Raw genomic sequence first — 13,542 nt, 5'->3', positions numbered from 1 at the left:
AACCACTTTCATAATTATTTAACCGCTTGAACTTGACCTTCAGCATTCTTTTCAAATTTCATGTTTTTAACTTGAATGTATCCGATCTGCTTGACTAATTTCTGTTGAACATGATCTGAAAGCATGTAATCAATAAATTTTTTGGTGGTTCCAGTGGGCTTGCCCTTGGTATACATGTGTTCATACGACCAGATTTTCCAATTGTTATGTTCTACGTTGGGGTCGGTTGGTTGCACCTTATCGATGGAAATACTTTGCGTTTTATTGTTTAAATATGGAAACGAGAGGTAACTAACCGCACCGGGAGTCGATGAGACAATCTGTTGCACCGTTCCGTTTGAGTCTTGTTGCTGAGCGTTGATGGCTTTTTTGCCCTTTAAAACGGATTGTTCAAAGGTCATCCGGGTTCCACTTCCTTCGACCCGGTTAATCACCACGATCTTGACGTTATTTCCGCCAACCTGTTTCCAGTTGGTGACTTTACCAGTGAAGATTTGTTCAAGTTGTTTCATTGAGAGATTTTTCACTCCCACTTTTTTATTGGCGACCGGGGCAATTCCAACAACGGCAACCTTATGATCAACTAAATCTTTAGCAGTAACACCTGGTTGTTGGGAAGCAAAGACATCTGAATTACCAACATTGACGGCTCCCTGTTGGATTTGGCTTAGGCCAGTTCCAGATCCACCACCCTGGACGTTAATGTTAACTTTCGGGTTACTAACCTGATACTCTCGACTCGCTTGCTCGACCAGTGGTTGAAGTGCCGTGGAGCCAACGGCGGTAATCTTATTACCGTTTTTGGCCTTGGTGGAAGATGATGATCCGCACGCGGCGAGTCCCAGCGCCAGCAGTCCACACGTTAATATCAATGCAACCTTTTTCTTTTTGCCTAATGACATGGACGAAATCTCCTTTGGTTTAAATGGACATTATTTTGTTTACGAACCAAGTATATAAGGTGAATGTAAATGTTAAGTAAATTTTACGGGCTTTTTATGTAAATGTTTGGTAAAGCCAAAAAGACCCCCTTCAAGTACTATTGAAGGGGGTCTTAAATAACGGTGTTATTAAAAACAAACTAAATGGACAGCCATGCCATCCATCCCGGGTAGAAGAAGTCGTAGAGGTTGTTACACAGCATGATGGCCTCTTGCTCGTTATACCGATGTTTCAAAATGTCACAAAAAGTAGCATAAAACGAGAACACGTGAAAATGCAGTTCCTGGTAGTTAAACTTAAAGCTAACAGTGATGATGTTACGTTCTTGCATGATCCCAATGGCGTTAGCAATTTTTTGGGTAAAGTATTTCGTTAGCATTTCGGCTAGATTGTCGTACTTCGACCCCTCTGATTTAAAAAGAATTAATTCCTTATACTTCGGATTAGCGTAAAGGGTGTGGATGATTGGATTCATATTCAAAATGTTTTGTTTCCACACCGTTTGAACGCTGGCTGGACTGATTTTAGCCATTCCCTGATTAAACTGATTCTCATATTCGTCTTTTAATTGCTTGATAAAGGGATTAAGAATTTCATCTAGAATCGCATTCTTTGATTCAAAGTGTTTGTAAAAGGAACCGGTTGTCCGGTTAGCGTTTCGGCAAATTTCACGAATCTTTGTCTTATCAAACCCGTTTTTTAGAAAGGCCTTAAACCCGGCCTCTAGTAATAGGGAATGGGTTTTATCCTGGTTACGAACGTTTGCCATGAAAATTCCTCCAGTGGATTGATTGCTCAATTTAAGATAACAGTGTTATATTAAGTGAGTATTATTTGTTTAATGATGGTCAACTTAACTTCGGATGATGTTTCAAAGGAGAAAAACAATGATAAAAAAGTTTAAGTTAAGTATAACAGCAATTTTAATCTTATTTTGTGTCATCGTGCTAGTTGGTTGTGGCAAAAAATCAGGAGATGAACGGGCCAACCATAAGCTGAGAGTGGTTACCTCAACTAATTTTTATGGTCAAATTGCGAAAAATGTTTTGGGAAATCAGGGGAGCGTTCAGCCGATTATTAAGGGAAGCGGTGACCCACACGATTTTGATCCTTCAACGAGTGATGCGAATCAAGTTGCAAGAGCAGACGTGGTCGTTGAAAATGGCATTGGATACGACGATTGGATGAAAAAGCTGGTAAAGAATGGAAGTGATCAGACGTCGGTTGTCAACGTTTCAAAGGTGATGAACCGAAAAGATGGAGATAACGAGCACATTTGGTATGATCCTGACACCGTTAATAAGCTCGTCTACCGACTGGCAGACGTCTACAGCAAAAAACAACCGAATCACAAACGTTATTTTCATGATAATGCCAAGCGGTATTTAAAAGAATATGAACCAGTTAAGCAGCAGGCGGAAAAGGCACGAGATAATCTGAACGATCACCAGTTAAATCGCAAGGTCGACGTCAGTGAACCGGTTTTCGATGATGCCCTTCAGTACATGGGATACAAGGTAAATGACTCTGATTTTGCCAATGCGACCGAGAAAGAGGTTGATCCGTCACCTAAGAGTATTCAGAGCATCAGGGATGATATCACTCACCATCGGATTGCTTTCTTTGTTGATAACACGCAGGCTGACAGTAAAATGGTCAAGAGCCTCGTCAAGTTAGCTAAGGATCATGATGTGCCGGTTGTAAAATTGACCGAAACGATTCCTGAAGATAAAAACTACTTGGAGTGGATGGATGATGCCTATCAGCAGGTGGTCAAAATTCAAAATAATGAAATAAAAAACAAATAAAATGACATCCAAGCCCGTTAATGGTTTGGATGTCATTTATTATTGTTTATTTAATTTCGCTTCAAATTCATAACCAAAGCCACGGATCGTTTTGATTAAGACGGGCTCTTTGGGATTAGGTTCAATCTTATCCCTTAGATGACTGATGTGCATTTCAAGCATGCGGGAAGATTGGTCAATGTAAAGATCGTTCCAAACGCCGTTTAGGATTTGTTCACGACTCAGGATCCGTTTAGGGTGAGTCAGAAAGTACTCTAAAAGCTTGAATTCCTTAGGCGTTAGTCGGAGCGAAGTACCGTTTTTGGTGGCAACCTTCTGATCTAAGTCAACGTCGATGTCAGAAAAGTGAAATCGTGGTTTGACCTTCTTATTTTTTTCCTGCTTTAGACTATTATTTTCGTCTTGGTAGAAACGGGCGCGATGTTTCATCCGGAGCATGACTTCGTCAGCGTTGTATGGTTTGATGATGTAGTCATCGATGCCAACTTTAAATAATTGATCAACGATGCCCTCGTCCTTTTTTTCTCCCAGAGCGAGAATTGGAAGTGAGGCCGTTTGGCGGATTTTAGGGATAAGCTCGATCAACTTTTGAGCTGCAACGGTACTTAGGTCCCAAATAATGGCCTGTTCTTTGTACTTTTGAATGGATGATAGAAGGCTTGAAACATCGTATAAATCGTCGACAAAGTACCCATTGTCATTAAAGGTTTGGTTGAAACTAAGTGCTAATGATAATTTTTCAGTCACTAAAACAATGTGATTCATGGCACCATCCCGATTAAAAATCACGCTTTTCTTTCTTCACTCATTATACAGTTTTATGGCTGATAATCGTAACTTTAACGTTTTCACGTAACTAAGCTACTTGGAATCAGAATGTCGGTTCTCTTTTTCCTGTCGTTTTTTGGCGCGATGAAGACTCACTAAGACGGTAATGATGGTTACCACTACGAAAACGACCACCATCATTATGACGAGCCAGATAAACGTGCTTAAATCCATGACGTCCATTCCCTTCGTTAATGATTGGTTTTATTTTAACACGACCGAAAAGATTAAGTTTTAAGGAAATCACAAATTTATAACTTAATTGATTGTGATAAAATGACTAAGAAGGGGTTTGATGCATATCATGAATGATACAAACGACGCTAATACTACTAACTACTTAGATATCGTAAAAAGATTAGTTTTTGATGAAAAAATTGAATACTTGTTTTGGGGAGCCATGACCACCCTGGTTTACTTTGTCAGTCGATTCGTTTCGATGAAGATTTTTACCAGTGATTTTACCCCGGTCTTAATTGCCCAAGTTCTGTCGATTGCGTTTGCTTTTGTGGTGAACAAATACTTTGTTTTTAACAGTGGAACGCAGTCCAAGACACTTCAGGCTCAGATCGTTAACTTTGTTTCGGGACGATTGTTTGTTTTAGTCCTCGACTTTTTGATGACTTACGTAATGATCGATAAGTTTCCGCAATTTTTCATTAAGATTTTATTTTTAGATCACTTAAACTATTCGGCTTGGCTATTCCAACTTCCCGTTGTTCACGGGTTGATTGGGAGTCCCACGTTGTTTAACAGTTTTATCTGTGTGGTTGGAACACAAATCATGGCCATTGTGATTAATTACTTTGTTTCTAAGTACTTTGCTTTTAAATAAAATCAAAAAAGCATCCACTTTTTCTAGGTGGGTGCTATTTGTTTGCGATGTAATCCAAAATCTTGAATAAATCGAGATGGTTCTGTTTTGAAATTGGGTGGTTAATGATGGTGTTTTTAGACTGACTTAAAACGGACCCAGTAAGGTAAGGGTAGTCGTTAATTGCCATTTCGGTGACGTTGTCGTGGTTGGGTTCAAGGTGAAACTGGAGGCCAACGAGGTTATCCTTTACAAATCCCTGATTAACGAGTTGATCACTTGAGTACAATAACGAGGCACCATCTGGAATCTGAAACGTTTCCTCATGCCAGTGGAGCACTTCTAGTTGGTTGGATAATCCGGAGATGAGTTTTGTTTTTAAGTAGACGGGAGCAAACCCAACTTCCTTAGTGTGCGAGTCAAAGACGGAAGCTCCTAGAACTTTGGCCATTTGTTGGGCACCAAAGCAGGCGCCAAAGACTGGTTTTCTTTGGCTAATCACCCGTTTGATTAGTTCTCGTTCGGATTTGATCCAGTTTGTGTCGTCGTTGACGCTCATTGGGCCGCCTAAGATTACTAACATGTCGGTTGTAGCAGCGTCTGGTAGCACCTTAAACTGGGAAGGATGATAAACGAACATCTGGTGATGGTTGTGATGAATCCAGTCGGAGATTGCTCCAGGTCCTTCATCAGAAGTGTGTTGCAAAATACTTACTCTCATTATTGTTGTTCCTCTTGAATTGACCGTGATAATAAAAAAATAATGCCAAGTGGCATTATTTTAGTAAATTACATCATTCCGCCTTGCATACCGATCATGGCTGCAATGGCTGCGACGATCATCTTGAACAATCCCATTACGATGAATGCAACGATGATTCCAAAGGCAATTGTGAATGCCATTTGCATTGATGATTTCCAGGCTGCCTTGTCTCTACCACCGAGGAACTTGTAGAACAACCATGCTAGAGCGATTAGAATGATCAAAATCACAACTAATGCAACAATTGAAATGATTAAACTTTCTGTACCCATTAATTTTCACCTCACAAACATAAGATTATATATATTTAGCATGAACTTTTAGGGTTAAATGTGCAAACATATTACTTAATTTTGAAGGAATCTATAAGAATCTTAAAATATACTTACGGTAAGTCATTTTAGTAACTTTTTGGTGTCGACGGTGCTATCTTAGCAGTTGAAACATCATAAAAATATCAAGGGAGCTCTTCAAAGATGAAAATGAAGAAAACATTATTTACGTTAGCTGCCGTAGCTAGTGTGGGATTGGTACTTACTGGTTGTGGAGAAAGCAAGAGTAGTTCTAAGTCCAGTTCGTCATCAAATATGTCGAGTAGCAGTAGCGAAAAAACAATGAGTAAAAAAGACATGAAGGAAACCAAGGGCGATAAGTCAATGGACATGAATATGCAAATGAAGCATAAGATGAACCTACCAACTGACTTAGCTGCCGCTAAAAATCCTAAGTTTAAGGTTGGTTCTGAAGTTAAACTATCAGCTAACCACATGAAAGGAATGAAAGGTGCTAAGGCTAAAGTTACCGGAGCATATGATTCACCACTTTATGTCATCGATTACAAGCCAACCGATGGTAAGGCTGAAGTTAAAAATCATGAGTTTGTTACTAAAGACCAACTTAAGGCTGATAAACAAGGTGCTACCTTGAAAAAGGGCGAAAAAGTCACCGTTGAAGCTGATCACATGCCCGGCATGAAGGGCGCTAAGGGGAAGATTGTTAAAGTTTGTGACGGTCCTGCCTATGCTGTAACATTCAAACCAACTAATGGTGGCAAAGAATACGTTAACCATCAGTGGGTCAGCCAAACTGAAATGAAAAAATGCTAATTTAAATTAGTTCAAAAATACTAGGACATTGTCCTAGTATTTTTTTATTTTAGATGAAGTTGTAACCGATGGCACCAATTAAACCAATAATCGCGGCAATTAAATACCACGTAGTCTTCTTGTTTTTGCCGAACATGCCCCATAAGAGTTCATCAATAAAAACGATTAAGACCGTGATTAGTAAAATATTGAAGTGGGCGAACATGATGGCAATTACCAGGGCAATGCCACAGATGAGATCGTTAATGTTTCGTAGAACGTTGCGTTTGTTTTTCATTTTTTCTCCATTAATAGTAGTTTGAAGTTTAATCAGTGATACTAATCATATTACTTCAAATGAGTTTTAGATAACATCACCTGAAACCAAAAAAATTCCTTAGCCCATCCAAGCTAAGGAATTTCTTATAGGTACTGTGATTTTTTGAGTGCTTCTTGAAGAGCTTTAGGACAAACGTTAATGGTTTCGGTGACCTTTAAGTGGTTGTTACTAGCGGCCTCCACGATTTTGGCAATGTCATTAACAGCCATTTTACCCTCTAGGGCATAAGCAATGTGGACAGCAAATTCGTAAAAGTTATGAGAATCCTGCATCTCCATTTGCACGGTATTGTATAATTTTTGGTCATTTATAAAAACATCGTTTCCAGTACAATGAATCATAAGCACGCCTCCTTTATTATCTTATAATAATTATAATTAAATAAGTTGAATAATCAAATAATGGGATTATAGTTCATCAAAATTCACGAACACTGAGGGAATTGGTGAACGGGAATTGTTGAGTGACCGATATCCCGTGCCGCAATTAATTGATTTTTTTATTTATGTGCCTTAGCCCTTTGATTGAGCTAATCAGTATGTGATAATGTAAACGTAAGAAAATCTTAATATTTATTTAATTGGAGGAACTAGTATGAATGAATGTCCTAATTGTCATTTTAATAACAAGCCGGGCGCAAAGTTTTGTGTCAAGTGTGGAACTAAGTTGACTGGCAACAGTCAAACAAGCAGTAACAAGGTACATAATGAAGCAAAAAAGCAGCAACATCCCCGTAATTCACAGGCTGACGTTTCTAACGGATTAACCAGCATGTTTAATTATTTCATTGAATCGATTAAACATCCAGTCAAATATGAGGCTGCTAGTGAGAAGTATCTGGGATATATCTCGCTTGGAATCTTCGCCGTTTTGACCTGGCTAGTTTCGTTTATTTTAGCAATGAGAATGAAGAGTGGCCTGGCCTCTGAATCAGTTCCATACTCACTGATTCATAAGATGGATGGCGTCATTAACACGAGTGTTATGGGACTAGGACTGATTATTGCCGTAATCGGTCTGTTAGCTTGGATTTTAGGCTATGTCGGTGTTCACTTTGTTATGAACAACAATATGAGTCTCAGTGATTATACGAATGAGTACGGTAAATTTTTAAACGTTGGAATTATTTTACTGTTGGTGGGCCTGCTCCTATCCGCCGTCATGCCCGCTGGGATTTTATTTTTAATTAGTCTCTACGTGGTTGACTTGGCCATCACCATTTCTGGTTGGGCGTTAATTTATGAAATGCTCTTTTCTAAGAATTTTGGGTCAATTGATAGTTTCTATGTCTTACTGATTGTAACGGTTATCGTGGCAATCATTTCCGCTGTCCTAGTAGCTATTTTGGGTAATAGCCTGGGCTCTCAACTTCAAACGCTGACTCAAGAGATCATTAACAACTTTGCTGCTAACTTTGGTCAGGGATACTAGGAGGAGTCAAAATGAGTGAAGAAGCGTCTTTTTGTCCCAATTGTGGACACCGAATTAATGCAAATGATGAGTTCTGCCCCAATTGTGGGTATAAACTAACTCCTAATGGATCACCAAAAGGTCAAGCAGGACCAAGTCGCAAGACATCAGGGAGTCGGCCCCTGCGTCAGACAAGTAACGTTAATCGTCCGCGAAAGCAAAAGAAGATGAAACCACTTACTAAAGTGATTTGGGTAATTGTGGTTGTCTTGGTAGTGGTACTTATCGGTGGTTACTTCTTTGGAAAGAATTACTATTCAAAAGCTAATCAAGTCGACCGAGTCATCTCAGCAATTAAGAATGATCAGGAAAAGAATTTAGCCAATGTGTCGGAAACAAACGACCCGAACTTTAAGATTAGTGGGAAAGCGATGAAGCCAACCATTAATTATTATGCTAGTAATAAGGACCAGTTATCAAAGCTTAGGAGTCAGTTCATGCGCGATAACGATAATCCGGTGACCGACAGCCTGCAATTTAAGCAGGAGGGTAACACCTGGTTATTTTTCCCTAAGTATAAACTGATGGTCAAACCCGTTTATTCTAGTATTTCCACTAACCTGAATGGCGTCTCGTTGAGTGTGAACGGCAAGCAAATTACCAGCAACATGGGCAGTCAAAAGGCTAAGAAGATTGGGCCACTTGCACCGGGTCTTTATAACATCACCACTGCCGGAAAAGTCAATGGCCGTGAATTGCACAATAATGGTCAATTCGACTGGATTGATGGTGCCAGTTCAGCGTCCTTACCACTTCGAATTATCACCTTTACAGTGAAGGGGCAACCAGGATCAGACGTGTTGATTCAAAACAAGAAGGTTGGAACGATTGGTGACAATGGGAGCTTTAAGCTTTCTGACTACCCATTTAGTACGAACATGAACGTTCAAGTTCAGATGAAGGGCAAGTCCGGTAAATTAATTCAGAGTAAACCCTATAATTTAAAAGACAGTGATAATAACAACACGATTGAACCGAAGTTTGATGGGATTGCCACGAAAGATCAGGCTGATCAGGTCTTGAATCCGCTCTGGACTCAGGTGAGTGGTGCCGGTAACGACGTTGATATTTCCCATTTCTTTGACGGTGGAAATGGTAGTCCCGCTTGTCAGGATATGCTTAAGATGGTCAAAAGTTATAATGACAACGATAAAATTGAGTCATTTGAAACTAGTGAAAGGACCGAATCGGTAGCACCTTATGATAGTGGGGAGACGCAAGTCACTTATCAGGTTGATTATACTTTCGATAACAATGACGACGATGACAATAGTTCGGTTCGTCATCAGACGTTTGAATACAATGCCATCTTGGTCAAAAATCCTGGCAGTGATGATTCTGATGATCTTCCGTTTATCATCAAGAGTAACCAGTCAGTTAAGAAAGTGTCAGATAGTACCGATAACGATTAATAGTAATTTAGAAAAGAAACGAGCATTCTGTGCTACGTTTCTTTTTGTTTGGTGTATGTTATGATTTCCTCAATATTATAAAAGGATGGAAATTAGTTTGGCAGAAAAACGTAAATCACATAAATTCTTGGCCTTTTTACTCGTGTTGGAAATTATCATCGTGATTGTGGTCGGAGTTTCCGGGACAAAGTATTATTCAAAAAAAGCTAGTGGTGACCGCTTGGTGAATGCCCTGCGTAATCACGAACAAAAGCAGGTGATTGCTGGAATCAAAATTGACGGGCAAACGGGTACTCCAAGTGAAGAGGCCCTTCAACCCCTTGTTAACGATTTCGATCAAAATTCCGAAGCAGTTAATCGGCTCAAGATGCAGATTAACGGTGAGAAAGTGGCTGAAAACAACTTGGTTTATAAACAAACGGGGAAGAATTTCCTGGTATTTCCACGTTATCAACTGGTAGTTAAACCAATTGATCCTAAAATTAAGACCAATCTTTCAGAAGCCAACGTGACAATTGATGGAAACAAGGCAGGTAAAACGGATGGTAATGGGGAGCTGAACGTGAAATCACTCATCCCGGGAGTTCATCAGATTGAGGCGACTGCCACGGCTGGTGGTAAACAGCTTAAGACTTCCGGTCAGTTTAGTCTGATGAAGTCATCTGATACGGCGCACCTGACGTTTAACGTGGTTTCGTTTGGGCTTGAAAGTGTCCCAAACGCCATCGTCTACGTTGACAATCATCCGGTTGCTCAAATTGGTGAAAACGGCAAGGCGAAGGTCAATAATTTACCCATTGGTGATGATTCATCAATCTGGGCCACTCTGAGTGCTGACGGCAAACCAATGAAAAGTGATGTTCAGTACCTCGGGATGAAGAATAATCACTCTGAGATCAAACTCCCGTTTAAAAAGCTCGTTGATAAAAAGGCAGCAACTGGTCTGCTTAAAGCCGTGTGGGAGCCGCTGAACCATGACGTTTTTGACGAAAAGTCAGCTGGTCAAGTTCAGTACGACCAAAACTTTGTTGGAGGAAAAAGTAACCCAGCCTATAATCAGATGATTACGATTGCGAAAAAGGATCATGAACCAGATGTTAAAAATCTTCAAATTAAGGTAAACGTTAAAAAGGTTACAAGTACTGGTGAGGGGAAAGCCGCCGTTGACTTTGCGGTTCAAACTGATTCAACTAACGATCAGGGCCAAAAAGCGTCAAAAACGACTAACTATCGGGCTGATGTTAAACAAGATGTTAATAATCAGCTCAAACTTAAGGGTCTGGATGAGGTTAAATAAAAAAGGAAACCAATTATGGCTCCTTTTAGTTGACGTTTGCTTTAATAAATTTGGCAATGATTTCGGCCATCATTTTGTAAGTAGTCGAATTAGGGTGAAGACGATGGTCATGCAGTCTTGTTCTATAATTATCGTCGTCGACAATGGTCGGTGCCACCTTGCGCCAGTTTAGGTATGGAATGTTATTTTGGCGGTAGACGGTGGTTAAGCCGCAAAGGAGCTGCCCAAACGTGTAGTGGGCAAGTCCCTCAATGTTGTAGTTATCGGTGCCACCATCGAAGCGGTTAAATGGAAGGATTCCCAGAATTTGAATGGACGGATTTTCGATCTTGATTTGCTGGATGTTTTCATTTAACATCCTTTTAACGACTTCTAAAGTATCGTAGCGGTGGGCAAAATCGTTGGTACCATAAAAGATCGTGGCGATGTCGTAGTCACCAAAATTGTTGTGGTTAACCTGATAGGTTAAGTCCAGCTCACAATTGCCGGTAATGGTCCCAGCGTTCTGACCCGCGTTTTTGATGAAGTTAAATGGTAAAATTTGACCTAAATAATAGGGCCAATTGTGCACTAAATCTTTTTCTCCGTCAAAACCACGAGTTAACGAGTCACCTAATAATATGATGTTGTCTTCATTAATTGATTTCATTTTTTAAACCTCGGTTGTGAATTGTGATACTATCATTTTACTGCTAAGTCAATTGACATGGGCATTTTATTATTGCATTATAGAATATAATTAAATTTTATTAAGTCGCATGGGAGATGAAAACGTGAGTTATAAAAGGGTAATTGTTGTGGATTTAGCATCACTCGGATTACGCTCGGACAATGAAGCAGAACAACTTAACGCTTCAAGCGATAACATCCTTTCACACGTTTTGAATCAATCCTCAAAGTCAGATTTACCATCGCTTCGGCGGTTGGGCCTTTTTAACATCTTTTTTGATGGGGAGCGTTCTTCATCAGATGAAGTCAATCCCGAGGGCGCTTACGGATTAGTTCGAACTAATTCCGTGGTTAACCGGCCCGCTTCTGGATTGCGAGAAATGTTTGATTGTGCCGTTAATTCACGTGTGTCAAGCGTCTTTGAAGAGGTTTATAAAGCGGAAAAGAGTTCCGTGATCATTTCCAGATTTGTGGAATATCTTCAGGTTCAAGACTTTTCCAGACGGATTCAGGTTCCCGATAATACCTCTGCTTTTGTTGAATTAAATCATCAGCTGGAAAAGGTACGGAGCGGTTTTATTTACGTTCAAGTTCCAGATCTTCAGACCTCCGCTATGGAGGGTGACTTGGATCAATTCTCATCGGAACTGAAGAAAGTTGATGTCATGTTATCAGAGCTGATGGATTCTTTAGAGGATGATGACTTGTTGATTGTTACCTCAAGTCGAGTTGGTGATTCACAAACTCAGGATGGATTATCGACTTACAAGATTTTACCAGTAATGTTGTATGATAACCAATCAACTGATCGCCACATTGAAGATGTTAATAAAGTAAGTGTGATTGGCGGAACGGTTCTAGATGGATTAGGAATCCTTGATCGAGTAAAACGACCATCAATAAGTTTACTTCCATACTTAAAAAAAGAGACAGCTTAGGCCGTCTCTTTTTTGATTGCTTTTAAGCTGAAGCAGCTAATTCAATTATGCGTGTGGTAAACTTGACTAATAACGACGGATTTAAAACGGAGGGATATTATGCAAAAAATTATTATGGACATGGACCCAGGAATTGATGATGCAGCAGCTTTGTCAGTGGCACTCAATGAGCCAAAACTGGATGTGGACTTGGTGACCACCGTCGCTGGAAACGTAACGGTTGATAAAACGACGACTAATGCCCTTAAAATTATTAATTTTTTTCATGATGGTGAGCGGATCAAAGTCGCTAGTGGGGCCGCAAATCCCTTAATAAAGCCGTTTGAAGATGCAGCTCGGATTCACGGTGAGTCTGGGATGCGTGGTTATGATTTTACGGGTGAACTGCCAGAGCCATTGAAAATGACCGCGGTGAAAGCCCTTCATGACCACATTATGGACAGTGAAGAACCAGTCACGTTGGTCGCAACGGGATCTTATACTAACGTTGCCATCCTACTGTCTGAATATCCAGAAGTAAAAGCCAAGTTAGAACGGATCGTTGCCATGGGCGGAGCACTTGGACGTGGTAACATGACCAGTGCCGCTGAATTTAACGTCTTTACTGACCCAGATGCGGCCAAAATAATGTATCAAAGTGGTGTTAAAATCGTGATGATTGGACTTGATGTGACCAAAAAAGCTCTCCTTACTAACGAAACTTTAGCTGAAATTAAGAAAATGAATCGAGCGGGAGAGATGCTCTCTGCCATTATCACTAGTGATGGGGATCAAAGTGATGCAGGCGTGGCCATGCACGATGTTAATACGATTTTCTACCTGTTACACCCAGAATTACTTACTACTGAAGAGATGTGGATTGATATTCAAACTAGTGGACCCGCCAATGGCGCCACCGTTGGTGATATTCGTGGTGCTTATCATCATGGTCAAACCAATGCTAAGGTTGCCGTTGACATTGACGCCCAAGCGTTTAATGACTGGTTTAAGTCTGAAGTTCAAAAGATGCCAGATTAAACAGAACGGGGTAAATTTCTCGGTGACTTTTTTCCTTTTTTTGGTAACGAAATCTTTAAATTTTCGTTATAATGAATAAAGGGTCTAATTTAAATTGGTTTAACTTTAATTAGTTTAACTTTAATTAGTTTAACTTTAATTAGTTTCCAATTGTTTGTT

The 13,542-nt window shown here is 40.0% G+C and carries 17 protein-coding genes; 8 read left to right on the top strand and 9 right to left on the bottom strand.

Going from position 1 to position 13,542, the window contains the following annotated elements; genetic code table 11:
- Positions 1 to 14: 14 nt before the first annotated feature.
- Together AC6UD4_RS04320 and AC6UD4_RS04315 are read right to left on the bottom strand one after the other, a co-directional pair.
- Positions 15 to 902, bottom strand: coding sequence for a phosphate ABC transporter substrate-binding protein PstS family protein (locus AC6UD4_RS04320; protein WP_500694044.1), 888 nt, complete (start codon positions 900 to 902; stop codon positions 15 to 17).
- 179 nt (positions 903 to 1,081) lie between these two features.
- Entirely contained in the window at positions 1,082 to 1,711 is a 630-nt protein-coding gene (locus AC6UD4_RS04315; protein ID WP_500694043.1) for a TetR/AcrR family transcriptional regulator, read from the bottom strand.
- A gap of 118 nt (positions 1,712 to 1,829) precedes the next feature.
- Between AC6UD4_RS04315 and AC6UD4_RS04310 the strand changes: the two genes are divergently transcribed.
- On the top strand, positions 1,830 to 2,750 hold the full coding sequence (locus tag AC6UD4_RS04310; RefSeq protein ID WP_500694042.1) for a metal ABC transporter solute-binding protein, Zn/Mn family: 921 nt from the start codon (positions 1,830 to 1,832) through the stop codon (positions 2,748 to 2,750).
- Positions 2,751 to 2,789: 39 nt separating this feature from the next.
- On the opposite strand, the gene AC6UD4_RS04305 is transcribed toward AC6UD4_RS04310, so the two are convergent.
- Together AC6UD4_RS04305 and AC6UD4_RS04300 are read right to left on the bottom strand one after the other, a co-directional pair.
- Positions 2,790 to 3,539 carry a response regulator transcription factor gene (locus AC6UD4_RS04305; protein WP_500694041.1) on the bottom strand — a complete coding sequence of 250 codons (750 nt, stop codon included), beginning with the start codon at positions 3,537 to 3,539 and terminating at the stop codon, positions 2,790 to 2,792.
- Positions 3,540 to 3,611: 72 nt separating this feature from the next.
- Positions 3,612 to 3,752 carry a hypothetical protein gene (locus AC6UD4_RS04300; protein ID WP_500695801.1) on the bottom strand — a complete coding sequence of 47 codons (141 nt, stop codon included), beginning with the start codon at positions 3,750 to 3,752 and terminating at the stop codon, positions 3,612 to 3,614.
- 121 nt (positions 3,753 to 3,873) lie between these two features.
- Between AC6UD4_RS04300 and AC6UD4_RS04295 the strand changes: the two genes are divergently transcribed.
- The gene (locus AC6UD4_RS04295) at positions 3,874 to 4,413 is read left to right on the top strand and encodes a GtrA family protein (protein WP_500694039.1); all 540 of its coding nucleotides are present in this window, start codon (positions 3,874 to 3,876) and stop codon (positions 4,411 to 4,413) included.
- A gap of 34 nt (positions 4,414 to 4,447) precedes the next feature.
- Here the strand turns inward: AC6UD4_RS04295 and AC6UD4_RS04290 are convergent, their stop codons facing one another.
- A complete protein-coding gene (locus AC6UD4_RS04290; protein ID WP_500694038.1) occupies positions 4,448 to 5,113 on the bottom strand; it encodes a type 1 glutamine amidotransferase in 666 nt (221 codons plus the stop codon).
- A gap of 68 nt (positions 5,114 to 5,181) precedes the next feature.
- Positions 5,182 to 5,427, bottom strand: a complete 246-nt coding sequence (locus AC6UD4_RS04285) for a hypothetical protein (RefSeq protein ID WP_500694037.1) — start codon at positions 5,425 to 5,427, stop codon at positions 5,182 to 5,184.
- A gap of 204 nt (positions 5,428 to 5,631) precedes the next feature.
- Here AC6UD4_RS04285 and AC6UD4_RS04280 point away from each other — a divergent pair, with 204 nt between their 5' ends.
- Positions 5,632 to 6,261, top strand: coding sequence for a YdhK family protein (locus AC6UD4_RS04280; RefSeq protein ID WP_500694036.1), 630 nt, complete (start codon positions 5,632 to 5,634; stop codon positions 6,259 to 6,261).
- Positions 6,262 to 6,310: 49 nt separating this feature from the next.
- Here the strand turns inward: AC6UD4_RS04280 and AC6UD4_RS04275 are convergent, their stop codons facing one another.
- Positions 6,311 to 6,538, bottom strand: coding sequence for a hypothetical protein (locus AC6UD4_RS04275; RefSeq protein ID WP_500694035.1), 228 nt, complete (start codon positions 6,536 to 6,538; stop codon positions 6,311 to 6,313).
- Between the two features lie 125 nt (positions 6,539 to 6,663).
- Entirely contained in the window at positions 6,664 to 6,921 is a 258-nt protein-coding gene (locus tag AC6UD4_RS04270; RefSeq protein WP_500694034.1) for a hypothetical protein, read from the bottom strand.
- Between the two features lie 253 nt (positions 6,922 to 7,174).
- On the opposite strand from AC6UD4_RS04270, the gene AC6UD4_RS04265 reads away from it, so the two are divergent.
- The 3 genes from AC6UD4_RS04265 (at position 7,175) to AC6UD4_RS04255 (ending at position 10,759) form a co-directional block, all read left to right on the top strand.
- Positions 7,175 to 8,011: a DUF6574 domain-containing protein gene (locus tag AC6UD4_RS04265; RefSeq protein ID WP_500694033.1), complete on the top strand. Its 837-nt coding sequence runs from the start codon at positions 7,175 to 7,177 to the stop codon at positions 8,009 to 8,011.
- 11 nt (positions 8,012 to 8,022) lie between these two features.
- A complete protein-coding gene (locus AC6UD4_RS04260) occupies positions 8,023 to 9,462 on the top strand; it encodes a zinc ribbon domain-containing protein (RefSeq protein WP_500694032.1) in 1,440 nt (479 codons plus the stop codon).
- A 97-nt stretch (positions 9,463 to 9,559) separates the two neighbouring features.
- Positions 9,560 to 10,759, top strand: coding sequence for a zinc ribbon domain-containing protein (locus AC6UD4_RS04255; protein WP_500694031.1), 1,200 nt, complete (start codon positions 9,560 to 9,562; stop codon positions 10,757 to 10,759).
- Between the two features lie 25 nt (positions 10,760 to 10,784).
- Here the strand turns inward: AC6UD4_RS04255 and AC6UD4_RS04250 are convergent, their stop codons facing one another.
- On the bottom strand, positions 10,785 to 11,408 hold the full coding sequence (locus tag AC6UD4_RS04250; RefSeq protein ID WP_500694030.1) for an SGNH/GDSL hydrolase family protein: 624 nt from the start codon (positions 11,406 to 11,408) through the stop codon (positions 10,785 to 10,787).
- Positions 11,409 to 11,532: 124 nt separating this feature from the next.
- Between AC6UD4_RS04250 and AC6UD4_RS04245 the strand changes: the two genes are divergently transcribed.
- Both AC6UD4_RS04245 and rihC read left to right on the top strand, forming a co-directional pair.
- Positions 11,533 to 12,366: an alkaline phosphatase family protein gene (locus AC6UD4_RS04245; RefSeq protein ID WP_500694029.1), complete on the top strand. Its 834-nt coding sequence runs from the start codon at positions 11,533 to 11,535 to the stop codon at positions 12,364 to 12,366.
- A gap of 99 nt (positions 12,367 to 12,465) precedes the next feature.
- A complete protein-coding gene (gene rihC / locus AC6UD4_RS04240) occupies positions 12,466 to 13,383 on the top strand; it encodes a ribonucleoside hydrolase RihC (RefSeq protein ID WP_500694028.1) in 918 nt (305 codons plus the stop codon).
- Positions 13,384 to 13,542 lie beyond the last annotated feature (159 nt).

This window comes from Fructilactobacillus sp. X3R5C2, assembly GCF_059901175.1.
This window is presented reverse-complemented; position numbering and strand designations above follow the sequence as displayed.